The organism is Pseudomonas sp. BW7P1 (assembly GCF_024981055.1).
GTDB lineage: Bacteria > Pseudomonadota > Gammaproteobacteria > Pseudomonadales > Pseudomonadaceae > Aquipseudomonas > Aquipseudomonas bananamidigenes.
This window is the reverse complement of sequence record NZ_CP103374.1, coordinates 1,561,591-1,587,035: the sequence shown is the minus strand read 5'-3', so window position 1 is coordinate 1,587,035 and position 25,445 is coordinate 1,561,591. Positions and strand designations below refer to the sequence as shown.

26 protein-coding genes are annotated in these 25,445 nt (G+C 60.4%); 19 read left to right on the top strand and 7 right to left on the bottom strand.

The annotated features are described in order from the left end of the window. The first annotated feature begins 128 nt into the window (after positions 1–128). A complete protein-coding gene (locus tag NWV16_RS07125; protein WP_260522491.1) occupies positions 129–2,411 on the top strand; it encodes a putative bifunctional diguanylate cyclase/phosphodiesterase in 2,283 nt (760 codons plus the stop codon). Here the strand turns inward: NWV16_RS07125 and NWV16_RS07120 are convergent. Beyond that, positions 2,302–3,198 (bottom strand): NAD(P)-dependent oxidoreductase, encoded by an 897-nt coding sequence (locus NWV16_RS07120; RefSeq protein ID WP_260522490.1) that lies wholly within the window; start codon positions 3,196–3,198, stop codon positions 2,302–2,304. The two genes, NWV16_RS07125 and NWV16_RS07120, sit on opposite strands and share 110 nt — an antisense overlap. Before the next feature lie 196 nt (positions 3,199–3,394). On the opposite strand from NWV16_RS07120, the gene NWV16_RS07115 reads away from it, so the two are divergent. Beyond that, the gene (locus NWV16_RS07115; RefSeq protein WP_260522489.1) at positions 3,395–5,596 is read left to right on the top strand and encodes a hypothetical protein; all 2,202 of its coding nucleotides are present in this window, start codon (positions 3,395–3,397) and stop codon (positions 5,594–5,596) included. Between the two features lie 294 nt (positions 5,597–5,890). Here the strand turns inward: NWV16_RS07115 and NWV16_RS07110 are convergent, their stop codons facing one another. Next, positions 5,891–6,196, bottom strand: coding sequence for a DUF2288 domain-containing protein (locus tag NWV16_RS07110; protein ID WP_260522488.1), 306 nt, complete (start codon positions 6,194–6,196; stop codon positions 5,891–5,893). Between the two features lie 352 nt (positions 6,197–6,548). Between NWV16_RS07110 and NWV16_RS07105 the strand changes: the two genes are divergently transcribed. From NWV16_RS07105 to NWV16_RS07065, 9 genes are all read left to right on the top strand, one after another. Continuing rightward, complete coding sequence (locus NWV16_RS07105; RefSeq protein ID WP_260522487.1) at positions 6,549–7,676, top strand: branched-chain amino acid ABC transporter substrate-binding protein; 1,128 nt, start codon at positions 6,549–6,551, stop codon at positions 7,674–7,676. Positions 7,677–7,907: 231 nt separating this feature from the next. Then, complete coding sequence (livH, locus tag NWV16_RS07100) at positions 7,908–8,831, top strand: high-affinity branched-chain amino acid ABC transporter permease LivH (RefSeq protein WP_065261020.1); 924 nt, start codon at positions 7,908–7,910, stop codon at positions 8,829–8,831. Beyond that, the gene (locus tag NWV16_RS07095; protein ID WP_065261021.1) at positions 8,828–10,084 is read left to right on the top strand and encodes a high-affinity branched-chain amino acid ABC transporter permease LivM; all 1,257 of its coding nucleotides are present in this window, start codon (positions 8,828–8,830) and stop codon (positions 10,082–10,084) included. Before livH ends, NWV16_RS07095 begins: the two co-directional genes overlap by 4 nt. Beyond that, positions 10,081–10,848 (top strand): high-affinity branched-chain amino acid ABC transporter ATP-binding protein LivG, encoded by a 768-nt coding sequence (gene livG, locus NWV16_RS07090; RefSeq protein WP_007969480.1) that lies wholly within the window; start codon positions 10,081–10,083, stop codon positions 10,846–10,848. The genes NWV16_RS07095 and livG overlap by 4 nt, the downstream gene beginning before the upstream one ends. Further along, positions 10,849–11,550: an ABC transporter ATP-binding protein gene (locus NWV16_RS07085; protein ID WP_065261022.1), complete on the top strand. Its 702-nt coding sequence runs from the start codon at positions 10,849–10,851 to the stop codon at positions 11,548–11,550. A 157-nt stretch (positions 11,551–11,707) separates the two neighbouring features. Continuing rightward, complete coding sequence (locus NWV16_RS07080; RefSeq protein ID WP_260522486.1) at positions 11,708–12,016, top strand: DUF2282 domain-containing protein; 309 nt, start codon at positions 11,708–11,710, stop codon at positions 12,014–12,016. Positions 12,017–12,041: 25 nt separating this feature from the next. Further along, on the top strand, positions 12,042–12,929 hold the full coding sequence (locus NWV16_RS07075) for a DUF692 domain-containing protein (RefSeq protein WP_260522485.1): 888 nt from the start codon (positions 12,042–12,044) through the stop codon (positions 12,927–12,929). After that, positions 12,926–13,684 carry a DUF2063 domain-containing protein gene (locus NWV16_RS07070; protein WP_260522484.1) on the top strand — a complete coding sequence of 253 codons (759 nt, stop codon included), beginning with the start codon at positions 12,926–12,928 and terminating at the stop codon, positions 13,682–13,684. The genes NWV16_RS07075 and NWV16_RS07070 overlap by 4 nt, the downstream gene beginning before the upstream one ends. After that, positions 13,681–14,154 (top strand): DoxX family protein, encoded by a 474-nt coding sequence (locus tag NWV16_RS07065; RefSeq protein WP_260522483.1) that lies wholly within the window; start codon positions 13,681–13,683, stop codon positions 14,152–14,154. Before NWV16_RS07070 ends, NWV16_RS07065 begins: the two co-directional genes overlap by 4 nt. Here the strand turns inward: NWV16_RS07065 and NWV16_RS07060 are convergent. Continuing rightward, complete coding sequence (locus tag NWV16_RS07060) at positions 14,145–15,059, bottom strand: LysR family transcriptional regulator (RefSeq protein ID WP_260522482.1); 915 nt, start codon at positions 15,057–15,059, stop codon at positions 14,145–14,147. The genes NWV16_RS07065 and NWV16_RS07060 overlap by 10 nt on opposite strands. Before the next feature lie 103 nt (positions 15,060–15,162). Between NWV16_RS07060 and NWV16_RS07055 the strand changes: the two genes are divergently transcribed. The 3 genes from NWV16_RS07055 (at position 15,163) to NWV16_RS07045 (ending at position 18,184) form a co-directional block, all read left to right on the top strand. Beyond that, entirely contained in the window at positions 15,163–15,762 is a 600-nt protein-coding gene (locus tag NWV16_RS07055) for a short chain dehydrogenase (protein ID WP_260522481.1), read from the top strand. 59 nt (positions 15,763–15,821) lie between these two features. Then, positions 15,822–16,475, top strand: a complete 654-nt coding sequence (locus NWV16_RS07050) for a COG3650 family protein (protein ID WP_260522480.1) — start codon at positions 15,822–15,824, stop codon at positions 16,473–16,475. A 95-nt stretch (positions 16,476–16,570) separates the two neighbouring features. Next, entirely contained in the window at positions 16,571–18,184 is a 1,614-nt protein-coding gene (locus NWV16_RS07045) for an NAD(P)/FAD-dependent oxidoreductase (RefSeq protein ID WP_260522479.1), read from the top strand. A 134-nt stretch (positions 18,185–18,318) separates the two neighbouring features. On the opposite strand, the gene NWV16_RS07040 is transcribed toward NWV16_RS07045, so the two are convergent. Continuing rightward, the gene (locus NWV16_RS07040) at positions 18,319–19,413 is read right to left on the bottom strand and encodes a PLP-dependent cysteine synthase family protein (RefSeq protein ID WP_260522478.1); all 1,095 of its coding nucleotides are present in this window, start codon (positions 19,411–19,413) and stop codon (positions 18,319–18,321) included. Between the two features lie 245 nt (positions 19,414–19,658). On the opposite strand from NWV16_RS07040, the gene nhaA reads away from it, so the two are divergent. From nhaA to NWV16_RS07020, 4 genes are all read left to right on the top strand, one after another. Beyond that, on the top strand, positions 19,659–20,846 hold the full coding sequence (gene nhaA / locus NWV16_RS07035; RefSeq protein WP_260522477.1) for a Na+/H+ antiporter NhaA: 1,188 nt from the start codon (positions 19,659–19,661) through the stop codon (positions 20,844–20,846). Positions 20,847–20,966: 120 nt separating this feature from the next. Further along, a complete protein-coding gene (locus NWV16_RS07030) occupies positions 20,967–22,154 on the top strand; it encodes a colicin E3/pyocin S6 family cytotoxin (protein ID WP_260522476.1) in 1,188 nt (395 codons plus the stop codon). Then, positions 22,151–22,381, top strand: coding sequence for a hypothetical protein (locus NWV16_RS07025; RefSeq protein ID WP_260522475.1), 231 nt, complete (start codon positions 22,151–22,153; stop codon positions 22,379–22,381). The genes NWV16_RS07030 and NWV16_RS07025 overlap by 4 nt, the downstream gene beginning before the upstream one ends. A 55-nt stretch (positions 22,382–22,436) precedes the next feature. Next, on the top strand, positions 22,437–22,631 hold the full coding sequence (locus NWV16_RS07020; RefSeq protein WP_409519335.1) for a hypothetical protein: 195 nt from the start codon (positions 22,437–22,439) through the stop codon (positions 22,629–22,631). Between the two features lie 83 nt (positions 22,632–22,714). On the opposite strand, the gene NWV16_RS07015 is transcribed toward NWV16_RS07020, so the two are convergent. Further along, complete coding sequence (locus tag NWV16_RS07015; protein WP_065261914.1) at positions 22,715–23,179, bottom strand: glycine zipper 2TM domain-containing protein; 465 nt, start codon at positions 23,177–23,179, stop codon at positions 22,715–22,717. 168 nt (positions 23,180–23,347) lie between these two features. Between NWV16_RS07015 and NWV16_RS07010 the strand changes: the two genes are divergently transcribed. Then, complete coding sequence (locus tag NWV16_RS07010; protein WP_260522474.1) at positions 23,348–23,584, top strand: hypothetical protein; 237 nt, start codon at positions 23,348–23,350, stop codon at positions 23,582–23,584. A 5-nt stretch (positions 23,585–23,589) separates the two neighbouring features. Here the strand turns inward: NWV16_RS07010 and pdxH are convergent, their stop codons facing one another. Both pdxH and NWV16_RS07000 read right to left on the bottom strand, forming a co-directional pair. Next, positions 23,590–24,237 (bottom strand): pyridoxamine 5'-phosphate oxidase, encoded by a 648-nt coding sequence (pdxH, locus tag NWV16_RS07005; protein ID WP_260522473.1) that lies wholly within the window; start codon positions 24,235–24,237, stop codon positions 23,590–23,592. A gap of 24 nt (positions 24,238–24,261) precedes the next feature. Beyond that, positions 24,262–25,371: an OmpA family protein gene (locus NWV16_RS07000; RefSeq protein WP_260522472.1), complete on the bottom strand. Its 1,110-nt coding sequence runs from the start codon at positions 25,369–25,371 to the stop codon at positions 24,262–24,264. Positions 25,372–25,445: the final 74 nt, after the last annotated feature.

The window sequence follows — 25,445 nt, the reverse complement described above, 5'->3', positions numbered from 1 at the left end:
GGCGCTCATGCCAAAATCATTAGAACCAATGTGCCACCATCGCTTGCACCGCGAAATCGACCTCTATACTCCTCTCATTCGCCTGCGTACATGACGCAGTCAGGAAGCACTCAGAGACGGGGCATGCTATGGAGTGGCTTGGTTTGCAGTTTGTTACCGAGCTGCCGCACAGCGGGCAGATCATCCTCAATTGCACACACAATCCCTTGCTGGTGCTGGTCGCCTATCTGGTGGCCTGCGCCGCAAGCTTCGCCACCCTCGACATGGCGGAACGCGTCGGCCACGCCGAAGACCCCGGATCGCGCAGGATCTGGCGCTGGATCGGCGCCACTTGCCTGGCCGGTGGCATCTGGGCGATGCATTTCATCAGCATGCTGGCGTTCCAGACCCCCATCGACATCCAGTACGACCTGTCCATCACTCTGTTTTCCCTGCTGATCGCAGTGCTGGCCTCCTGGCTGGCGATGCACACCCTGAGTGAACCGCAACCCAGTCTGCTGCCATACCTGAAGACGGCCATCGTCATTGGCACAGGCATTGCCGGCATGCACTATGTCGGCATGGCCGCCATGCAATCGGCGGCGACCCCTTATTACGACCCGACCCTGTTCGGGCTCTCGATCCTGATTGCCATCGTCGCCAGTTTCGCCGCGCTGTGGGTCGCCGGGAATCTGCGCGAAGGCAGCGGCCTGCACAACCAGATGCTCAAATACGTGGCCACACTGATTCTCGGGGCCGGCATCATCAGCATGCACTTCACCGGCATGACCGCGTTGCAACTGGTCCTGCCGGAGGGGAGCATCCCTGCACTGAAGGCCGATTCCAGCCATTTGCAACTGGGGCTCACCGTCGCCTTCATCACCCTGCTGATCCTCGGCAGCGCCATCAGCGCCGCACTGGCCGACAAGAAACTGCAGAACAAGGAACAGGACCTGCGCCGGGTCAACATGCTGCTCAGCCAGCTCGATCAGGCGCGCATGTCGCTGCAACAGGCCGCCAATTACGACGCCCTGACCAACCTGATCAACCGTCGCGGGTTCAACCAGCTCTTCGCTGAAAAGCTCAGCCAGAAAGCCACCGAAGGCGGCATGCTGGCGGTGATGTTTCTCGACATCGATCATTTCAAACGCATCAACGACAGCCTCGGCCATGATGCCGGTGACGAACTGCTCAAAGTCATCGCCCGGCACATCAAAGGCTCGGTACGCGGCCATGAGGATGTGGTGGCGCGTTTCGGCGGCGACGAATTCTGCATCCTGATCGGCCTGCGCGACCGCGAAGAGGCTCGCAACCTGGCCCAGCGCATCATGCTCAAGATGAAAGAGCCGATCGAACTGGCCGGGCGGCGCATGGTGATGACCACCAGCATCGGCATCAGCCTGTTTCCCGAGGACGGCACCACCTGCGAGGAGTTGCTCAAGCACGCGGATCTGGCGCTGTATCAATCCAAGGGTGCCGGGCGCAATGGCTTACATTTCTTCGATTCCAGCCTGAAAAACCGCGCCAGCCAGGAACTGCAACTGGAAGAAGAATTGCGCCATGCCCTACGCGAGGAGAACGGCCTGATGCTGTATTACCAGCCGATCTTCGAACTCAAGACCGGCAAAGTGACCAAGCTGGAGGCACTGATTCGCTGGCGGCACCCGGTGCATGGGCTGTTGACGCCGGACCGCTTTATCACCATCGCGGAAAACAACGGACTGATCGCCGAACTGGACAACTGGGTGTTGCGCAAGGCCTGCGACGATCTTGGTGAATTGTCGCGCCATGGCTGTGATGAGTTGAAGATCGCCTGGAACTGCTCTCCGCTGAACCTGGCGCGGGAGGAGCTGGCCAATGAAATCGAACGGGCCCTGCACAGTGCCGGCGTCGCCCCCGAGCGACTGGAACTGGAAGTGACCGAAAACGCCCTGATGGGCAACATTGCCAATACGCTGGTGCTGCTGCGGCAGATCCGCGCCCTGGGCGTATCACTGTCGATCGATGATTTCGGCACCGGCTATTCCTCGCTCGCCTACCTCAAGCGTCTGCCGCTCAACACCCTGAAAGTCGACCGTTCGTTCATCCTCGATATTCCCAAGGCCACCGCCGACATGGAGATCGTCCAGGCGATCATCGTCATGGCGCACACCCTGCACCTGCAAGTGGTCACCGAAGGTGTCGAAAGCCTGGAGCAATACGAATTCCTCGAGCGTTCCGGCTGTGACTTCATTCAGGGCTACCTGCTCAGCCGTCCGGTGCCGCTGGAGGAACTGCGGCCGGTCCTCGAGGAAATCAATCAGCGCAAACACACCCACACGCTCAATCCGCTGACTCTGGCCCGCGGTACATTTGCACCAGCGTCGATGGATCCTTCGCCAAAAAGCCCTGCGCCCCATGCAGGCGCATCAGTTGTGCGGCCAATCCGCTGATCGGCGTGGCCGAGCCTGTTTCGCGGGAAAACTTCACCGCTGTGTCGAGATCCTTGAGCAACGTGCGTACATGCCATTTCACCGGCTCGAAACGGCTCTCGGCCATTTGCGGGGCGAGGATCTGCAGCGGCTTCGAATCGGCAAAACCACCGGCCAGCGCTTCGGCGATCAGGCGGGCGTCGACCCCGGCCTGCTCGGCCAGCGCGACCACCTCGGCAATCACCAGCGCATTGCAGGCGACGATCATCTGGTTGCAGGCCTTGGTCACCTGACCTGCGCCGATGCCGCCCATATGCGTGACGCGTTGACCGAGGGTGAGCAACACCGGGCGCACCCGATCAAGATCCGCTGCATCACCGCCCGCCATGATGGCCAGACTGCCAGCCTCTGCGCCAACGACGCCGCCGGACACCGGAGTGTCGAGCCACGTCATACCGGTCTTTTGCGCCAGTTCCGCGGCCATCTCGCGAGTCGCTGTCGGTTCAAGGCTGGAAAAGTCCACCAGCAACTGACCGTTTCTTGCGCCTTCAGCAACACCGGCCGGGCCAAACACCACCTCGCGCACCACCGCCGTATCGGCCAGACAGAGCATCACCACGTCGGCGTGCCCGCACAGTTCGGCCGGGGTCGAAACCTGCCGGGCGCCGGCCTCGACCAGCGACGCGCATTTGTCCGGGTTGCGGTTCCACACGGTCAGTGGATAACCCGCCGCCAGCAGACGACGACACATCGGCAACCCCATCAGACCGATTCCGGCAAACCCCAACGAAGGTAGCGTTGACATCATTTAGCCTCCTTTTGATTAAAGATCGCCGAATCATGGCCGATCCATCATCAATCAGGAAAGGATTCCCCCGTGCGGCACACAGGCCAAACCCCTGACGCACGGGCCAAATACGCGCAGTAAAAAGACGCGAGATCCCATTCCGTGAGGCTCGACGACAGCGGTCGCCGAACCAACCAGTCCAGGTACATGGCGCACAATGACTTCCAAAAACAATCCGGCCACTGCGGTATCCGATCTGACCCTGAGCCCTGCAGCGAACAGCCCTGCCCCCATGAAGCCATTGCCGCCTTCCCGCCCTCTGGGCACCCAGCAATACCTGTATTTCACCGAAACCAACACCGACCGCATCCTCGACAACCTCGACGGCCTGCGTGACCTGGTGTTCCCGCGCCCGCCGCACCTGGAAGGCGACAACGAGCAGCACAACGACCAGGAATTCCCATCGGTGTGTCTGATCGGCCTCGGTCGCTGCGGCTCCAACATCGCCCTCGACGTGGCGGAGCTGGTGTACAACGCGCGCAAGTTCTACCTCAACGAATTCAACAACGAAGACCGCGCGGCTGACCGTCGCCTGGCCTCCGACAAAGGCTACAGCCCGGCCCAGTGGATCAAGCAGAACCTGCGGATCGGCCCGAACAAATCGACCAAACCGGTATTCCTGGTGGAACCGCTGGTGATGCTCGGCGACCTGGACAAAGACATCGCCGGGCGCATCCGTTTCTCGCGCAAGGGCGAGAAAAGCGGCTTCCTGCGCGACTACAGCAAAATGAAGATCATGGACTTGTCCGAAGTCCACGCCGGCGGCGCCGGTAACGCGCCGATCCTCGGCCAGTACCTGGCGAAGATCATCCTCAACAAGGACACCCAGCGTTTCTCCAGCCCCGACTGGAAAATGATCCACTCGTACCTGATCGACAGCTGCGGCATCAAGGCCAACCAGTCGCGCCTGTATTTCTCGATCTTCAGTGCCGGTGGCGGTACCGGTTCGGGCATGGCCTCGGAATTCGGCCTGGCCCAGCAGCACTCGTACATGAACAAGACGTTCGACACCAAGCCGATGGACGAACATGACGGCAAGAGCGGTCATTCGTTCGTGTTCGAGCCGATCTTCACCAGCGGTATCTGCGTGCTGCCGAACATTTCCGACCACCGCAGCGAAATGTCCGAAGCGCTGCACATCAACGCCGGTCGACTGCTGTGCAAATACCTGTCGGAAGAATGGGATTTCTCGTACAACTTCGCCAACGAAGACAGCAGCGAAGCCAGCGTCATGGGCCGTATCCGGCCATGGAACGCCATGATGCTGATCTCCAACGACATCATGCGTTACGCCGAAGAGAGCGATGACGGCAACATCCAGAACATTGACGTCAATGCGATGGAGAAGCACGCCAACCAGTACATCTCGCAGCAGATTTTCAACATTCTGACGGCGCAGGCGGTTACCACCGACTATGACCAGAACTACTTCCGGCGTGCCGGCATCGACATCGGCGAAACCATCCGCCTGGACGCCAACGACCTGTTCATGAGTCTGGCCGGCCCGGTGGCGATTGCCTACGCAGAATCGGTCGTGCCGGAAACACCGCCGCCGAGCAGCGACAAATTCAAGGTGTTCGACAAAGAGCCGCAGCGCCTGAACATCGACGACCTGTTCTTCCGCTCCATCGATCTGCCGCACTTCAACAAGGTGACCCAGGCCATCGAAGGCATCAGCCTGCTGCCTATCGAATCCAAGCGTTATCGTGCGTCGCTGGAGCAATACAAGAATTCCGGCTACGACGCCGCCGCGCTGCATGACCTGCACTTCTTCAAGAACTGCTCGTCGGTGGTCTCGATCGTTTCGCTGCCGAAAGACTACAAGCTGTCGTACATGGACCTGAACCGGCTGAAGACCCACCTCAACAGCCTGTTCCCCAACACCACGCTCAAGCGTTACGCACTGGTTATCGGCGCCTCGGCCAACCTGTCGCTGACTACCCTGATCGCCAAGAGCCCGTGCCTGTCGGACGACTTCCTGACCCTGATCGTGGCCTTCATCAAGCGTTGCTTTGCGAAGAATCCGTACCGTTTCGACGAGACTCTCGACAACTCGATCCTCGACTTCATCATCAATGAAGAATTCGACGAGGAGCGCATCGATGACCTGCTCAACGAGTTCGAAAATCCGGCGAAGATCCTCGATACCAACTGGTACGCGATCAAGCCGATGTACGAAAAGAAATACCGCGAGCTGATCAACGACAAGGAGAAGTTCGTCTCGATCAACGACATTCGCCTGTCGCGCGATTGCGTGAAAAAGTCGATCAAATACCTGCGCGAGATCTACCGTCACCGGATCGGCAAGACCAAGGTCATTTCGCTGAATAACCATACTGGCAAGACTTACTCGGTCTGACACCGGACCGAGGCGACCCCATCGCGAGCAGGCTCGCTCCCACATTGGAATTCGTTTCCCTGTGGGAGCGAGCCTGCTCGCGAAGGGGGCCGCGAATTCCCTGAAGATTTCAGCCTTTCCAACATTCCGAAACAATTAAGCAGCCGTTAGGCTGCTTACTAAACTGTGCCCGTTACGTTTACGTCACCGTTATGCCACCCCTGCCTGTGGCATTTCTCTACGGCAACCTGCCATCACGCTACTCGGCTACACACTTTTCCTCGACCATCAAGCGCACCAACAAGGTGCAACCTCTCAGGCCAACGCTCTTTCCTGGACCAGAATCCACGGCCGGACCACCACCGCCCACATCTCGGGATCGCGCTCGAAAATATCCAGCGCCCGCGTTTCAGACAGCTTGGCGACTTTGTCTTCGGCCAGCCAGGCAGCCACTTTCTCGCCCTGGTCCGATGCCACGGCCTCGGCCACGGCGATCAAATCCAGGTCGCCGTCGACCCACAATAGGGCACCCTGGGCGTAGAAGCGCTCCAGCTCTTTCCAGGTAATGGATGCGGTTTCACCAAGCAGCTTGGCATAGAGGGTGCTAGGTTCTTGATTCATGGGACTGTCCGGAAAAGAAATCGGCGCGAATGATAACGTCGGTGGTCCGGCAGAAAAACCCGGTAGTAAAAGGCTGTACCGAACGAAAAGCGCAGGAAAGCCAGGGAATGCTGACAAATGGGACATAAGCCCTCTGAAAGCCCCGCCGCAATTCTGTCTTTTTCTTTCATTAAAGCGACACCCTCAGGATTTGCCCCTTGGCGCCAGCTTCCCAGGCCAACAACCGGCGCTCTACACTGTACCGGTACAGTTGCCGGGGGCATTTCCGGAAGGTATCGCGAAGATACCCAGCCCGGTTCTGCTGCTACGGCGTCAGGACTCTAAAAAAATACAACAGCAAGAGTGGAGCACTATGACAAAGGCTACTAAGCAGATTTCCAAACTGTTTGCCGCAATGGTACTGGCCGGGGTGGCCAGCCATTCGTTCGCAGCCGACACCATCAAGATCGGCATCGCCGGCCCTAAAACCGGCCCGGTAGCCCAGTACGGCGACATGCAGTTCAGCGGCGCCAAAATGGCCATCGAGCAGATCAACGCCAAAGGCGGCGTCGACGGCAAAAAGCTCGAAGCCGTTGAATACGATGACGCCTGCGATCCGAAACAAGCGGTAGCCGTAGCGAACAAGGTCGTCAACGACGGCGTCAAGTTCGTGGTCGGTCACCTGTGCTCCAGCTCCACTCAGCCTGCTTCCGACATCTACGAAGACGAAGGCGTGATCATGATCACCCCGGCTGCCACCAGCCCGGACATCACCAACCGTGGTTACAAAATGGTGTTCCGCACCATCGGTCTGGACAGCGCCCAGGGCCCTGCCGCCGGTAACTACATTGCCGATCACGTGAAGCCGAAAATCGTTGCCGTACTGCACGACAAACAGCAATACGGCGAAGGCATCGCCACCGCCGTCAAGGCGACCCTGGAGAAGAAAGGCGTGAAAGTCGCCGTGTTCGAAGGCGTCAACGCCGGCGACAAGGACTTCTCCTCGATGATCTCCAAGCTCAAGCAAGCCAACGTCGACTTCGTCTACTACGGCGGCTACCACCCGGAGCTGGGTCTGATCCTGCGTCAAGCCCAGGAAAAAGGCCTGAAAGCCAAGTTCATGGGCCCGGAAGGCGTGGGCAACGACTCCATCTCGCAGATCGCCAAGGACGCTTCCGAAGGCCTGCTGGTGACCCTGCCGAAGTCCTTCGACCAGGATCCGGCCAACCAGAAGCTGGCTGAAGACTTCAAGGCCAAGAAAGAAGATCCGAGCGGTCCGTTCGTGTTCCCTTCCTACTCGGCGGTCGAAGTGATTGCCGGCGGTATCGCCGCTGCCAAATCCGAAGACCCTGCCAAAGTGGCCGCCGCCATTCACGCCGGCACCTTCAAGACCCCGACCGGCGACCTGAGCTTCGACGCCAAGGGCGACCTGAAGGACTTCAAGTTCGTGGTTTACGAGTGGCACTTCGGCAAACCTAAAACCGAAGTTTCGCCTCAGTAAGGCGCTGCCTGACTGACTGCCAATAAAGCCCACGGCGTGCCGTGGGCTTTGTTTTACGAATGTATTGGGCCGCGCTGGCGTGATCCGCCAGTCTCCCCACCTGAAAATCTCAAAACCGTCATCAGCGGTTCGCTGGCAAAACCCGGATTCGAAGTGGATGAAGATCCACGGGACCGAGTGGGAAAATGACTCCACCAGTGAAATGCGTATCAGGTTTTTAGGAGCGCTGTAATGCCTGACATCTATCACTTCTTCCAGCAGCTGGTTAATGGTCTGACCATTGGCAGCACGTATGCCCTGATCGCCATCGGCTATACGATGGTTTACGGCATCATTGGAATGATCAACTTCGCCCACGGCGAGGTGTACATGATCGGCTCCTACGTGGCGTTCATCGCCATCGCCGGGCTGGCCATGATGGGACTCGACAACGTCCCGCTGTTGATGACCGCGGCGTTCATCGCCAGCATCGTCGTCACCAGTTCCTACGGTTACAGCATCGAACGGATCGCCTACCGCCCCCTGCGCGGCAGCAACCGTCTGATCCCGCTGATTTCCGCCATCGGCATGTCGATCTTCCTGCAGAACACGGTTCTGCTGGCGCAAGACTCCAAGGACAAATCCATCCCCAACCTGATTCCCGGAAACTTTTCCATCGGGCCAGGTGGCGCACATGAAGTGCTGATTTCCTACATGCAGATCGTGGTGTTCGTGGTGACCCTGGTCGCCATGCTCGGCCTGACCCTGTTCATCTCCCGCTCTCGCCTCGGTCGCGCCTGCCGCGCCTGTGCCGAAGACATCAAGATGGCCAACCTGCTGGGCATCAACACCAACAACATCATCGCCCTGACCTTCGTCATCGGTGCCGCGCTGGCGGCTGTCGCTGCGGTACTGCTGAGCATGCAGTACGGCGTGATCAACCCGAACGCCGGTTTCCTCGTCGGCCTCAAGGCCTTCACCGCCGCGGTACTGGGCGGGATCGGCAGCATCCCCGGCGCCATGCTCGGCGGGTTGGTGCTCGGGGTGGCCGAAGCCTTTGGCGCCGATATCTTCGGCGACCAGTACAAGGACGTCGTGGCTTTCGGCTTGTTGGTTCTGGTGCTGTTGTTCCGTCCGACCGGCATTCTGGGCCGTCCGGAGGTTGAGAAAGTATGAACAGGAATCTTAAACAGGCACTCTTCAGTGCCTTGCTGGTGTGGGCCGTGGCCTACCCGGTACTGGGTCTGAAACTGACCATCGTCGGCATCAACCTTGAAGTGCATGGCACCAGCCCGGCCATCCTGGCGACCATCGCCGTGTGTTCGGTGCTGATGTTCCTGCGGGTGCTGTTCAACCAGCAGATCAGCAAGGCGTGGAAATCCTCGCCGGGCCTGCCGCTGATCCCGGCCAAAGCCAGCAACTTCCTGACCCTGCCGACCACCCAGCGCTACATCATCATTGCGCTGATCCTCGGTGCACTGGTGTGGCCGTTCTTCGGCTCCCGTGGCGCGGTGGACATCGCGACGCTGATCCTGATCTACGTGATGCTCGGCCTCGGCCTGAACATCGTGGTCGGTCTGGCCGGTCTGCTCGACCTGGGTTACGTCGGTTTCTACGCCGTCGGTGCCTACAGCTACGCGCTGCTGTCGCACTACTATGGCCTGAGCTTCTGGATCTGCCTGCCGATCGCCGGCCTGATGTCGGCAACGTTCGGCTTCCTGCTGGGCTTCCCGGTCCTGCGTCTGCGTGGTGACTACCTGGCGATCGTGACCCTCGGCTTCGGGGAAATCATTCGTCTGTTCCTGCGCAACCTGACCGACATCACCGGTGGCCCGAACGGCATCAGCAACATCGAGAAACCGACGTTCTTCGGTCTGACCTTCGAACGCAAGGCTGCGGAAGGCATGCAAACCTTCCACGAGTATTTCGGCCTGGAATACAACTCGATCAACAAGGTGATCTTCCTCTACCTGGTTGCCCTGCTGCTGGCGCTGGCCGCGCTGTTCATCATCAACCGCCTGCTGCGCATGCCGATCGGTCGTGCGTGGGAAGCGTTGCGTGAAGATGAGATCGCCTGCCGTGCACTGGGTCTCAACCCCACTGTGATCAAGCTCTCGGCATTCACCCTGGGTGCGAGCTTCGCCGGTTTCGCCGGCAGCTTCTTCGCCGCCCGTCAGGGGCTGGTGACCCCGGAATCGTTCACCTTCATCGAGTCGGCGATCATCCTCGCCATCGTGGTGCTCGGTGGCATGGGCTCGCAGCTGGGCGTGATTCTCGCGGCCGTGGTGATGATCCTGTTGCCGGAAATGATGCGTGAATTCAGTGAATACCGAATGCTGATGTTCGGTGCCCTGATGGTATTGATGATGATCTGGCGTCCACAAGGTCTGCTGCCGATGCAACGCCCACACATGGAGTTGCGAAAATGAGCCGCGAGATCCTTAAAGTCGAAAACCTGAGCATGCGCTTCGGCGGCCTGCTGGCAGTCAATGGCGTGGCCCTGACCGTCAAGGAAAAACAAGTGGTGGCACTGATCGGGCCGAACGGCGCGGGCAAGACCACCGTGTTCAACTGCCTGACCGGTTTCTATCAGCCGTCGGGCGGCAGCATCCTGCTGGACGGTGAGCCGATCCAGGGCCTGCCGGGGCACAAGATTGCCCTCAAGGGCGTGGTGCGCACCTTCCAGAACGTGCGGTTGTTCAAGGACATGACGGCGGTCGAGAACCTGCTGATCGCCCAGCACCGTCACCTGAACACCAACTTCCTGTCCGGCCTGTTCAAGACCCCGGCGTTCCGCAAGAGCGAGCGCGAGGCCATGGAATACGCCGAATACTGGCTGGAAAAGGTCAACCTCAAGGAGTTCGCCAACCGTACCGCCGGCACCCTGGCGTATGGTCAGCAGCGTCGTCTGGAAATCGCCCGTTGCATGATGACCCGTCCGCGGATCCTCATGCTCGACGAACCGGCCGCCGGTCTGAACCCGAAGGAAACCGAAGACCTCAAGGCGCTGATCAGCGTGCTGCGTGAGGAGCACAACGTCACCGTGCTGCTGATCGAACACGACATGAAACTGGTCATGAGCATTTCCGACCACATCGTCGTGATCAACCAGGGGACGCCTCTGGCCGACGGCACACCGGAACAGATCCGCGACAATCCTGAAGTGATCAAAGCCTACCTGGGGGAAGCGTAAATGCTGCAGTTCGAAAACGTTTCCACCTTCTACGGCAAGATCCAGGCCCTGCACAGCGTCAACGTCGAAGTCCGCCAGGGCGAAATCGTGACCCTGATCGGCGCCAACGGTGCCGGCAAGTCCACGCTGCTGATGACGCTTTGCGGATCGCCCCAGGCCCACAGCGGCAGCATCCGCTACATGGGTGAGGAACTGGTCGGCCAGGACTCGTCGCAGATCATGCGCAAGAGCATCGCCGTGGTGCCGGAAGGCCGTCGGGTGTTTGCCCGACTGACCGTCGAAGAAAACCTGTCCATGGGCGGATTCTTCACCAACAAGGGCGACTATCAGGAGCAGATGGACAAGGTTCTCGGACTTTTCCCACGCCTGAAAGAACGCTTCAACCAGCGCGGCGGCACCATGTCCGGCGGCGAACAGCAAATGCTCGCCATCGGCCGTGCGCTGATGAGCAAGCCCAAACTGCTGCTGCTCGACGAGCCGTCGCTGGGCCTGGCGCCGATCATCATCCAGCAGATCTTCGACATCATCGAACAGCTGCGCAAGGACGGTGTAACGGTGTTCCTGGTCGAGCAGAACGCCAACCAGGCGCTGAAAATCGCCGACCGCGCCTACGTTCTGGAGAACGGCCGGGTGGTGATGCAAGGCACCGGTGAAGCGCTGCTGACCGACCCGAAAGTGCGCGAGGCGTACCTCGGCGGTTGATGGATCGCGTTAAACAGAAAACGGCCTTCGGGCCGTTTTTTTTTCGCTCTGAAAATTATTTTGTCGATCGCTGTAACGCATCGCCACCCCGTTTCTCTAGTGGGACAAGCAAGCGCACATCGCTTGTTCCAACCCAAGCAAAAACCGGAGAAACATCATGATTGCTACCACCCGCACCCTGTCCGCCACCGCCCTGGTTCTGGCCCTGGGCTCCGCCCTGAGCATGGCCGGCGTTTCGACCGCTCAGGCCGCCGACAACAGCAACATGGAAAAATGCTTCGGCGTGGCCATGAAAGGTCACAACGACTGTGCCGCCGGCGCCGGCACCACCTGCGCAGGCACGGCGAAAATGGACTACCAGGCCAACTCCTGGAAGTTCGTTCCGAAAGGCACCTGCACCACCACCGAAAGCAAGACCTCGCCGACCGGTTTCGGTCAGCTGGAAGCGTTCAAGGCCAAGTCCTGATCCACGGCCTGCCCGAGTGACGATCATGATCACATCCTGCGACCATGCCTCCCCCCGCACTCGGGCAGCCCTCTGCGGGCTCCCGCCCCGTGCCGGGCTGGGGCTCAAGACCGGGCACTTTCGTGAAGTGCTCGGTTCTCTACCGGACATCGGTTTCTTCGAAGTCCACGCCGAAAACTACATGGTGGCCGGCGGCCCGTTTCATCACTTTCTGGGTCTGATCCGCGAAGCGTATCCGCTGTCGCTGCACGGCGTCGGCTTGTCCATCGGTGCCGAGGGCCCGCTGGATGTTCAACACCTCAAACGTCTGAGTACGCTGATCGAGCGTTATCAACCTCAATCCTTTTCCGAACACCTGGCCTGGTCGAGCCATGGCCCGGTGTTTCTCAATGATCTATTGCCCCTGGCTTACGACACACCGACGCTCGACCGCGTCTGCGAACATATCGACCAGGTGCAGAACACCCTCAAGCGCCCGATGTTGCTGGAAAACCCGGCGACCTATCTGGCATTCGAGCGTTCGACAATCGACGAAGCGGAGTTCATCCGTGAAGTCATCCGACGCAGCGGCTGCGGTCTGTTGCTGGACGTGAACAACATCTACGTCTCGTGCATCAACCATCAGCGCGATCCTCTGGCTTACCTCGATGCATTGCCGCTGCACGCGGTGCGCGAGATCCATCTGGCGGGGTTTGCCGAAGATGCCGACAGCCTCGGTGATCGCTTGCTGATCGACGATCACGGCGCACCGGTCGATCAGGCCGTCTGGTCGTTGTACCGACAGGCGCTGGAGCGCATCGGCCCGGTGGCGACGCTGATCGAACGGGACAATCAGGTGCCGGCCTTCAACGTGCTGATGGCCGAGGCGCAACAAGCCGATCTGCTTCTGCGCTGCGCAGGAGGTCGGCCATGAGCACCCAGGCCGTATTCAGTGCAGCACTTCTCGATACCGGCCTGCCCTGCCCCGATGGTTTGCGCAGCGTCAACGGTGCCGATCCCGCCAGCCGTTTCGCGGTGTACCGCAACAACGTGCAAGGCTCATTGAGCAATGCACTGGCCGACAGTTACCCCGTGGTGATGCAGTTGGTGGGAGAGGAATTCTTCCGTGCCATGGCCGGAGTCTTCATTCAAAACCATCCACCTCGAAGCCCGTTGATGAGCGACTACGGCAGTGATCTGGCGGACTTCATCAGCGGATTCGAACCGGCGTCGAGCGTTCCTTATCTGGCCGATGTCGCGCGACTGGAACGCCTGCGCACGCTGGCCTATCACGCCGCCGATGTCGCACCGCTCAGCCAGGCGCGAATCGCTGCGACCTTCGCGGATCAGGAAGGCCTGAGTCGCTTGCAAATCGGTCTGCATCCTTCGCTGCACGTGCTCGATTCAGCCTTTGCCGTGGTGGATATCTGGGCGGCGCACCAGCACGACGCGACACTCGCCGGGATCGATCTGGATCAGGCCCAGCACGCGCTGGTCCTGCGCAACGGCCTGGAGGTCGAGGTGTTTGCCGTGGATCCCGGCGCCAGCCAGTTCATCGGCCAGCTCAAGGCCGGCCTGTCACTGACCGAGGCGCTGGAATCCGCAGAAGCCTTCGATCTCAGCCAGACCTTGGCCCTGCTGATCAGTCGCCACGCCATCACTCACTTACAGCAAAAGGTTTCGCCATGAACAGCCTCATTGCCCGCGCCATCGCGCTGCTGGAAAAAATCCCGCACAGCCTGATCGCCTTCATCGCCCGGTTTTCCATCGCGGCGGTGTTCTGGAAATCCGGACAGACCAAGGTCGAAGGCCTGGCCATCGACCTCATCGACGGCACCGTTCAGATCGGCTGGCCACACCTGGCGGACTCGACGATTCCGCTGTTCCAGAGCGAATACCACGTACCGCTGCTGTCGCCGGAAATCGCCGCGCATATGGCGGCGTTTGCCGAACATTTTTTCCCGATCCTGATTCTTGTCGGCTTTGCCACACGGTTTTCCGCATTGGCGTTGCTGGGCATGACGCTGGTCATCGAGCTGTTTGTGTACCCCGATGCCTACCCGACCCATGGCACCTGGGCGGCAGTGTTGCTGTACCTGATGACCACGGGACCGGGCAAATTGTCGATCGATCATCTGATCGCCCGACGTTACCGCTGAAGCCGGTCCAGCGCCTCGCCGCTGCGCTTGAACCAGTCGATCAGATAGTCCGCCAGCACCTGCGTGCGCTTTGGCAGCCCGCCCTGATAAGGATGCACCAGGTACATCGGCATGCGCCGGGTCTGAAAATCCCGCAGGAGCCAGCGCAATCGCCCGTCAGCCAATTCCGTCTGCAACAGATAGGACGGCAGGCGAGCGATGCCGGCGCCAGCGAGTGCGGCTTTCTTCAGCAGGCTGTAGTGATTGCTGGCGAACGGCCCCGACACCCGCACCCGCAATAGCTCGTGCTGCTGGTGATACAGCCATTCTTCACGACCGCCGTAGTGACTGTTGAGCAGGCAACGATGTTCGGCCAGCGCCGGTGGTGTCAGCGGTTCGCCGAAACGCTCAAGGTAAGCGGGGCTGGCGCAGGTCATTTCCTGCCAGGCCAGCAAAGGCTTGGCCACCAGTCGCTCGTCATTGGCGACATCCGTGCGGATCGCCAGATCAAAGCCATCGCGGGAGAGATCGCGATAGCTGTTGTTCAGCTCCAGTTCGATCTGTACTTCGGGGTATTTCTGTGAAAACTCCAGCACCAGACCATCGAAGAAGGTTTCCCCCAACGATACCGGGACCGTCATACGCACCGGACCGGCCAGATCGTCCTTCAAACGCGCCAATGCCTGACGTGCTCTTTCCACCTGAACCACCAGTGCTTGCGCTTGAGGCAACAGCGCCGCACCGGCGGCGGTCAGACTCAGCCGACGCGTGGTGCGTTGCAGCAGCACCACGGAAAACCGCGCCTCCAGCTGACTGATGCGCTTGGACAACTGCCCCTTGCTGCACCCCAGTTGCTGCGCCGCCAACGTAAAACTGCCGGCTTCGACCAACACCGCGAACGCTGCCAGATCATCCATCTCGCTCATGGATTGTTTCCATTTGAAAACCAAAGGTTGCCCATTAGCGCGCTTATCCGCCAAAAAAACCACTCTAGACTGAAAGCTCGTTCAATCACTCGAGGCAATCACGATGAAAATTCTGTTGATCGGCGCAGGCGGCACCATCGGTTCGGCCGTGGACAAAGAACTGTCACAGCGTCACCAAGTCATTCGCATTGGCCGCAACAGCGGCGATGTCCAGGTGGATATCAGCGACAGCGCGTCGATCCGCAAGCTGTTCGAGCAAACCGGCAAATTCGACGCCCTGGTCTGCGCAGCCGGCAACGTGACCTTCGCCCCGCTGGGTGAAATGAACGAAGACAGCTTCGCCCTCGGCCTCAAAGACAAACTGATGGGCCAGGTCAATCTGCTGCTGATCGGCCGCGAATTCGCCAACGACGGTGCGTCGTTCACCTTTACCAGCGGCGTGCTCAGCCACGATCCGATCCGCAGCGGTGCTTCGGCGGCACTGGTCAACGGCGCCCTCGACAGCTTCGTCCGTGCCGCCGCCATCGAGCTGCCTCGCGGCCTGCGCGTGAACTCGATCAGCCCGACCGTGCTGGTGGAAGCCATGGGCAGCTACGCCCCGTACTTCCGCGGCTACAAGCCGGTTCCGGCAGCGGATGTGGCATTGGCCTACGCCAAAAGTGTCGAAGGACTGCAGACAGGTCAGACATTTCACGTGGGCTAAACCCTTGTGATGAACGGTCAGCCTGCGTAACGTGGCGGCACTTGTCTGGAGAGCCGAAGATGCGTGTTGCCCGTTCCTTGATCGTTGTTGCCCTGCTCCCTCTGTTTGCCGCGTGCCAGTTGTTCGACGGCGCGCGGACCAGCGCTTCCCACGTCGGCCAGACGCGGATGCAGGGGCAACTGACCGCCGACGACGGCAAACTGGTGTTCCAGTCGTGCGGCGAACAGCGTCAGTACGTCGTCAATGACATCGGCGGCACCAGCATTCTGCAAGAGGCTGCGACCCTGGCCGATCAGCAAGGCAAGCTGTTCGCCGACGTACGCGGGAAGATCGCCGGTGACCGGCTCGACCTGACCCAGTTGTATCGCGTCGAACGCTCCGGCACCGCCTGCGATGATCCGAACTTCAAACAACTGATCCTGCGTGCCGCCGGCCATGGCCCGGAGTGGAACGTCAAGGTCAGTGGCAAAGGCATGGTCATCGACCGCGAAGGCCAGCCACCGCTCGCCGTGCCCTACGTCGAGGAGCAACTGGGCGACGGCCGTTTCAACCTCAGCAGCGAAGCCGACAACCAGCGCATTGAACTGTGGGTGACGCCGCAGCGCTGCGTCGACAGCCGCACCGGCAGCGTGCAGCACATGAGCGCCGAGCTGCGCATCGACGGCAAGGTCCAGCGCGGTTGCGGGTATTTCGGCGGCTCGCGCAACGACTGATCGTTTTACCCTCACGGGATCCGGCCGTTGCGGCTTATAATCGCCGCCTTCAAACGCCCTGGCGCAGTTGTGCGTCCCGCGAACCGGATCCTGTCATGTTACGAATCACTGAACTCAAGCTGCCGCTCGACCATCCCGACGAAGACCTGCGCACCGCCATCGTGCAGCGCCTGGGCATCGCCAGCGATGACCTGCTCGACTTCACCTTGTTCAAGCGCAGCTACGATGCGCGCAAAAAGTCCACCGAACTGTGCTTCATCTACACCATCGACCTGGAAGTGCGCGACGAGGCCAGGGTGTTGGCCAGGTTCGCCGATGACCGCAACGTCAACGTGGCGCCGGATGTCAGCTACAAGTTCGTCGGCCAGGCGCCGAGCGACCTGGGCCAGCGGCCGATCGTGGTCGGTTTCGGCCCGTGCGGCATCTTCGCCGGCCTGCTGCTGGCGCAGATGGGCTTCAAGCCGATCATCCTCGAACGTGGCACCGAAGTGCGCCAGCGCACCAAGGACACCTGGGGCCTGTGGCGCAAAAGCGTGCTCAACCCCGAGTCCAACGTGCAATTCGGCGAAGGCGGTGCGGGCACCTTCTCCGACGGCAAGCTGTACAGCCAGATCAAGGATCCGAAATTCCTCGGCCGTAAAGTCCTGCACGAGTTCGTCAAGGCCGGTGCGCCGGAAGAGATTCTCTACGTCAGCAAGCCGCATATCGGTACGTTCCGTCTGACCGGCATGGTCGAAAACATGCGTGAGGAGATTCGTGCTCTGGGCGGTGAAGTTCGCTTCCAGGAACGTGTCACCGACGTGCTGATCGAAGACGGCCAATTACTCGGGGTCGAACTGGCCAGCGGCGAAGTCCTGCACTCGAAGCACGTGATCCTCGCCCTCGGCCACAGCGCCCGCGACACGTTCCGCATGCTCCACAGCCGTGGCGTGTTCATGGAGGCCAAGCCGTTCTCGGTGGGTTTCCGCATCGAGCATCCGCAGTCGCTGATCGACCGCGCGCGTCTGGGCAAGTACGCCGGTCACCCCAAGTTGGGCGCCGCCGACTACAAACTGGTGCACCACGCCAAAAACGGCCGTTCGGTCTACAGCTTCTGCATGTGCCCGGGCGGTACCGTGGTCGCCGCGACCTCCGAGCCGAACCGCGTGGTCACCAACGGCATGAGCCAGTACTCGCGTAACGAACGCAACGCCAACTCCGGCATCGTCGTCGGCATCACCCCGGAAGTCGATTATCCGGGCGGCCCGCTGGCCGGCATCGAACTGCAGGAACGTCTGGAATCCCACGCCTTCATCCTCGGCGGCAGCGATTACAAGGCGCCGGCGCAATTGGTCGGCGACTTCATCAACGGCACGCCATCCACCGAGCTGGGCGAAGTCGAGCCGTCGTACAAGCCGGGTGTAGCGCTGGGCGATCTGGCCCTGGCGCTGCCGGAATTTGCCATCGAAGCAATTCGCGAAGCATTGCCGGCATTCGAGAAGCAGATTCGCGGTTATTCGCTGCACGATGCGGTGCTGACCGGGATCGAGACGCGGACTTCGTCACCGCTGCGCATCACGCGCAACGAATCGCTGCAGAGCCTGAACGTCAAAGGTCTGTTCCCGGCCGGTGAAGGCGCGGGGTATGCCGGCGGGATTCTGTCGGCGGGTGTTGACGGGATTCGGATTGCCGAAGCTGTGGCGCGGGATATCCTGGGTCTGAAAGACTGATCTGCACGACCTGAAATACTGCAAAAACCTGTGGGAGCTGGCTTGCCAGCGATGACGGAGTCAGATTCACAATTAATGTTGACTGACACTGCGCTATCGCTGGCAAGCCAGCTTCCACACTGGTTACCGGTGGCTCAGATATTTGCGCGTAACACTGAAGCCGGTAACGCCTCACCCCGTTCGGCACTCGCCGCCACGGCCGCCATCAACCCTTCCAGCTCATAGCCCTGCGCCTTGAGCCACGCCTGATCGTAATAAGTGTCTGCGTAGCGCTCGCCGCCATCGCACAGGATCGCGACGATCGACCCCGATTCCCCCGCCGCTTTCATCTGCTGCGCCGCCATCAGCGCGCCAATCAGGTTGGTGCCGCTCGACCCACCCACATGCCGCCCCAGACGCTGCGCCAGGTAATGCATGGCCGCCAGCGACAAGGCATCCGGCACCTTGACCATCGCATCGATCACCTTCGGCAGGAACGACGCTTCCACCCGTGGCCGACCGATGCCTTCGATCCGCGAGCCGTGGTCCAGACGCAAACTCGCGTCGCCGGTCTGGTAAAAGTCGAAGAACACCGAACGCTCGGCATCGGCGCACAGCACACGGGTGCAGTGCTGGCGATAACGCACATAGCGGCCGAGCGTCGCGGTGGTGCCGCCGGTGCCGGGGCTGGAAATCAGCCACGCCGGGCACGGGTTCTGCTCGTAGCGCATCTGCTGGAAGATCGACTCGGCGATGTTGTTGTTCGCCCGCCAGTCGGTGGCGCGCTCGGCGTAGGTGAACTGGTCGATGAAGTGCCCATCGTGTTCGCGGGCCAGACGTTCGGACTCGGCATAGATCTGCGTCGGATCGTCCACCAGATGGCTCTTGCCGCCGTAGAAAGCGATCTGCGCGATCTTTTCCCTGGAGGTGGTCGCCGGCATCACCGCAATGAACGGCAATCCGAGCATCCGCGCAAAGTAAGCTTCGGAAATCGCCGTCGAACCGCTGGACGCCTCGATCACTGGCGCGCCGGGCTTGAGCCAGCCGTTACACAAGGCGTAAAGGAACAGCGAACGGGCCAGCCGATGCTTGAGGCTGCCGGTGGGGTGGCTGGATTCGTCCTTGAAGTACAACTCGATGCCCGCAAACCCCGGCAGCGGCAAGGGGATCAGGTGGGTGTCGGCGCTGCGCTGGAAGTCCGCTTCGATGATCCGGATGGCTTCGCGGGCCCACTGTCGGTTGTCGCTCATGGCTGTCGTTCTCGTTGAATCGGGCAGAAGTGCCTTCACAGGCTTAGCTCCCAAGCTTAGGAAAAATCCCACCGCACTGACAGATACAGCTGAACTTCAATCCCCGGGGCAACTGCTAGGCTTTGCCAAGGTCTGGCTCGCGCCCTGTAACCATATATAACAAAAAAGAATATAACTTTTGTTTTAACAACTAACAGTACGGGTTAGGGTGTCCCACCTTTTGACTTTATCGATGGAGAGCGACCTTGCCTCTGCGTAGCACTTTCACGCGTTTCTTTCAGTTGGAAGCTGCCAGCGGTCTGTTACTGATCGCCGCGGCCATCCTGGCTTTAATCATCAACAACTCGCCGCTGTCGTGGTTGTACAGCGGCCTGCTCGACACCCCGGTAGTGGCACAGATCGGCGCGTTGAAAATCGCCAAGCCCCTGCTGCTGTGGATCAACGACGGCCTGATGGCGCTGTTCTTCCTGCTCATCGGCCTGGAAGTGAAGCGTGAAGTGCTCGACGGCCAGCTGTCGAAACCTTCGCAGATCGTCCTGCCCGGCGCGGCGGCCATCGGCGGCATGCTGGTGCCGGCGCTGATCTACTGGTTCCTCAACCGCGACAACCCGGCCGCCCTCGATGGCTGGGCGATCCCCACCGCCACCGACATCGCCTTCGCCCTCGGCGTACTGGCACTGCTGGGCAAGCGGGTGCCGGTGTCGCTGAAGCTGTTCCTGATGACCCTGGCGATCATCGATGACCTTGGCGCCATCGTGATCATCGCGATCTTCTATTCCGGCGAACTCTCGACCCTGTCGCTGGGCCTGGCGGCCGCGTGCATCGCGGCGCTGGTGGCGATGAACCGGCTCGGGGTGGTCAAGCTCGGGCCGTACATGATCATCGGCTTGATCCTGTGGGTCTGCGTGCTCAAGAGCGGCGTCCACGCAACGCTGGCCGGCGTGACTCTCGCGTTCTGCATCCCGCTGCGTACGAAAAACGCCGAGCCGTCGCCGCTGCTGACCCTGGAACACGCACTGCACCCGTGGGTGGCTTACGGCATTCTGCCGCTGTTCGCGTTCGCCAACGCCGGCCTGTCGCTGACCGGCGTAACCGCCGAAAGCTTTACCCACCACGTACCGATGGGCATCGCCGTCGGCCTGCTGCTGGGCAAGACCATCGGTGTGTTCGGCCTGACCTGGCTCACCGTGAAAACCGGCATCGCCGCCCTGCCCCAGAACGCCAATTGGGGCCAGGTGCTGGGCGTGGCGATCCTTTGCGGGATCGGCTTTACCATGAGCCTGTTTGTTGGTTCCCTGGCCTTCGTTCCGGGTGCCAGTGAATACGCCGGGATGGACCGGATGGGGATTCTCACCGGCTCGGTGTTCGCCGCATTGATCGGTTATGCGGTGACCCTGGCGGCAAGCAGAAAGAACACCGCGCTGCCTTCCTGATGCCGTAGCGAACAATCCCCACGTCTTTGGAGACGCGTCCTACAGCCACGATTTTCCTGCTTCGTTAACGTCGTGCAGCCCTTTCGAGGGGCTGCCGATGCATGAACGAAAGGACAATCAGTGGCTGGTCAAAAGGACATTCCCCGGGTTCCCAACCCACCGGCAGGCGACGGGCATCACGTCACCTATCGCTACATGACGGCCACCGAGCTGGCCGATCAGGACGAACGGCAAAACAAGTACGACGCCATGCTGGCGCGCCAGGAGGCCTTCGAGCGCAGCCGCGAGGTGGCGGCGAACAAGCCTCAACCAATGCGTGCCGGCTGCACGTTCGCCAAGTCCTGCAAGTTGCCGGACGCAATCATCGATTACTCGAATCCCTCGGGGATGGTGCCGACGGACAGCCTGAAAGACTACGGCGATCTGATCCTGCTCGGTGGCCGTGAGGCCGATGACAGCGGCGGCGTGGCACTCAAAAAAATCAGCGGCACCGCCATTCCTGCGGGGCTGGGCACTTTCGCCCTTGCGGGTGAAGCGTTCAAGGCATTGCCCGCCATGGCCTCCACTGCCGTCATCACGCCGCTGGTCGGGCTGGTCGCGCTGTTGATGCCATCGAACCTGGGCGACAGCGCCCTCTACACCGAAGACCAGTTGCTCGCCCTCAAACAGGCCCGCACCCGCATGCGACTGTATGTCGAACAGCAGGCCGACGGCAGCCTCAAGGGTTACGGCTTCTACACCGGCAAAAACCGCGACTGGGAAATGGTCGATGTCGCGCAGTTCACTGCTCGCGGTAACCGGTTTGTCGCAGACCTCGGCGAAGGCATCGAACTGATCTGGACGCCCGCCGTGGACGGCTCCGACATCCTCGGCATCCCCGCGCTGGAGGCCGCTTCACAGGCGCCGCCTATCTGGGTGTATCCACCGACGAAAGCGGCGGACGGGATTCTGGTGAACCCGGTTTATCCGCCGGAGTATCGGGATTTCATATTGGTGTTTCCGGCGGGGTCGGGAGTAAAACCGCTATACATCGTCCTCAATGCTCGTGGAGACATCAAATATCATCCCGCCCCAACATCACTGTCAGCATTTCCTGATGTCAAATCTGCACCAATGAAAACGTCGGTTCGAGGTGGAGGGAAAAAGCGCAGACGATGGAAAGATGCTTCTGGGAAAATTTATGAGTGGGACTCTCAGCATGGCAAGGTCGAGATGTATACCAAACAAGGAAAACACCTAGGAGAGTACGACCCTGAAACAGGCGAACAGACGAAACCTGCCGATCCCACAAGGAGCGTAGAGAAATGATTCATGTGGTTGAAGTTTTTGATCAGAAAACCGAAGACCTGCTCTTCAGCGTCAAAATTGCTGCATGCCATACTGAAGCGTTGAAGGTACTGATGAACTGGCAACATCCGGAAGACGAATTCGATGGTTACGACCTGTCTGAAGACCAGGTCAAAACTCTGGAAGAATGGACCGGTGAAAAACTCTCAGGAGCAAGTCGTATAATTCAACTGGTATGTACCGAATGACTTTTCGCCATGCTGAACTGAATTACATCATCGAAGCCTTTGATAAAAAACAGAGTTGCTCGCATTTGAGGAACAATTGCCTGAAGGATGCGATGAAAAGATCTTTGCCATCATGGGCTGGACAGCAGAACAGCAAGGTTGGGAAGGCTACGACCTGACAAGTGATCAGCTCGCAGCTTTGGAGAAACTATTGGGAAAGAAGGTTTTTGATCCCGCCTATATCTTTCAGTTGAGCTGCAACACCTATTAAGAAGTAATGTGCCAATACAGTCTTTAAAAACAAAACCCCGACCAGTCACCTGATCGGGGTTTTCCTTTACCGCTCGTTCCCGCTTAGTGCGAAACGCGGCTGGTCCCGCCAACAGTCGAAATCCGTACGCGCTCGCCAACGCGGAACACTTCATTCTCCTGCACTTGCTGCACATAGGCGCGCATGCTGCCGTCGTCTTCGCGTACGGTGATTTCAACGCCCTGGGTACGGGTCAGGCCTTCTTCGGTGGCCGAACCGATGAGACCGCCGGCCACGGCACCGATAACGGCTGCAACGATGCTGCCTTTACCGCCGCCGATGGCGCTGCCGCCGACACCGCCGACCACTGCACCGGCGGCGCCGCCGATCGGGGTCTTGGTGCCTTCGATTTTCACCGGACGCAGGGATTCGATGGTACCCATGCGAATCGTCTGCACACGACGCGCTTCGTCACGGGAGTAGGAGTCACCGGTCAGGCTCGATTGGCAGCCGGCAAGCAACATCGCCATCGTGGAAAAGGAAGCAACCAGCAGAACAGACTTACGCATAGGATCAACTCCAAAGGACAGGTATTCATTAAACTCCGCAGCTTGACGCCTGTCACGGCATCGCCCGGATAAATTTGGTTTCATTCAGGCCCGGTACAGGGCCTCCACGAACTCACCCAACAGTAGCGCCAAAATACAAAGCTTGCGCCGCCGACCCCAAGGATTTTCATGGACTACTTCATCATTGTCGTCACGACCGTCGCCGGTTTGTACTTCCACGGGTGGTTGTACGTGCGGATCAGACGCTGGATGGACCGCGATCTGGCATTGTCGCTGGCCGGCAAGGATGAAGGCAAACGCGCCTTCATGCTCGAACGGCTGGCGCAGGCCCGGGCACAGAAAATCAGGCGCCGGGACCTGCCGAAGTGGCTCGAGGCCGCTGCGGCAGGCTATCCCGCTCGGTAGACTGCTTAAGGTGCCAGACGTTCAAGAATCCAGTCGGCGCCCTGCAAACGGTAGTTGAGGCGATCGTGCAGACGGCTGGCGCGCCCCTGCCAGAACTCGATGCGTTCGGGGAGCAAGCGGTAGCCGCCCCAGTGTTCCGGGCAGTCGGGCTGGGTGTCGCTGAAGCGCTGCTCGGTGGCCTTGAGCAAATCTTCCAGTTCACCCCTTCCCTTGATCACCCGGCTCTGAGGCGAAGCCCAGGCGCCCAGTCGGCTGCCCAGCGGACGTACCTGGTAATAGGCGTTGGATTCCTCGGGCGTGACCTTGGCGACCCGTCCTTCGATGCGCACCTGGCGCTCCAGGGTCGGCCAGAAGAACGTCATGGCCGCGAACGGATTCGTGGCCAGATGCTGGCCCTTGGCACTTTCGTAGTTGGTGAAAAAGGTGAAGCCCCGCTCGTCCAGGCCCTTGAGCAGCAGAATGCGGCAGTGCGGACGCCCGTCCGTATCGACCGTGGCCAGGGTCATGGCGTTGGCCTCCACCGGCGCCTGTTCGGTTTTCACCGCATCGGCAAACCACTGGTGAAACAGCGCGAAAGGCTCGGCCGGGGCTTGCGCCTCGGTCAGGCCGTCCCGGGTGTAATCACGACGCATATCTGCCAGAGCCTGGGTCATGGCGCATTCCTTTTCGTTAGCGGATCACTGTTTTGCCGCATCGGTCGCTGCGACTTTCTTGTCGCTGGCGGCGGCTTTGGCTGGAGCGGTTTTCTTGGCCGGCGTCTTCGCCGGTGCCTTCTTGGCTGGCGCTTTGGCGGCGGCTTTCTTGGCCGGAGCCTTTTTGCTGGCCGGAACAGCGGCTTTCTTCGCGGCCGGCGCCGGGGTCACAGGCTTGGCGACTGGCTTGACGTCCTGGGCAGCGACCATCGTGACCGGCTTCGGTGCCGGCATGTTGTATTTGCTCAGCAGCGCAACCATGGTGTTCTGCGGGGTCACCAGCAGTTCGACGCGACGGTTCAGGGCGCGCCCTTCAACGCTGTCGTTGGCCGCACGCGGTGCCTCGGAACCCATGCCGCGCAGCATCAGGCGATCACGCTGCAGGCCGCTCATGCGGAAGATCGCCGCCACGGACTGGGCACGCTCCTGGCTGAGTTTGGTGTTGTCCGCTGCGACACCGGCGTTGTCGCTGTGGCCCAGCACCAGGACAGCGGTTTTCGGGTCGGCTTCGAGGATCTTGGCGATATTGGTGAACGGGCTCAGGGTCACCGGCAACAGCATGGCCGGGCGTTTCGGGTTGAACGACCCCTCAACCGGCGCGGTGACCACGAGGACGTTTTCACGACGTTCGAATTGCAGGTTGCTGCCCTTGATCGCCTCGCGCAGGCGCGGTTCGTAATCGTCGAGCCAGGCCTGGGTCACTTTCGGGTCAGGCATAGGCACGGCCTTGGCGGTGTCCTGGGACTTGCCGCCGAACGGCCACCACCACTTGCTGCCGGTGTCGGCATCCGCCTTGGCAACAACGGCAGGCTTGGCCTCGGGTTTGACTTCGGGCTTCACGTCAGCCTTGGCCTTGTCTGCCGCCTCATCGGAACCGAACGGCCAGTACCAGTGGCTGCTGCTCTCGGTCTTGGCGACAGGGGCGGTAGCGGCGGGTTTCACCGATGCTGGCGCTGGAGCCGGCTCCTTGGCCGCGACCTTGTCGGAGGAACCGAACGGCCACCAGCTACCGCCATCGGCGTCATTCTTGGGAGTCTGAGCGCAACCGGTGATCGCGAAACACAGGGCCAGAGCGAGAGTTTGTTTGGACGACATTGGAAACCCACAAAAATTAGTGATGGACAATCAGAGGACTTTCGCCCGGATAAACAGACGCTTTGAATCGAAAA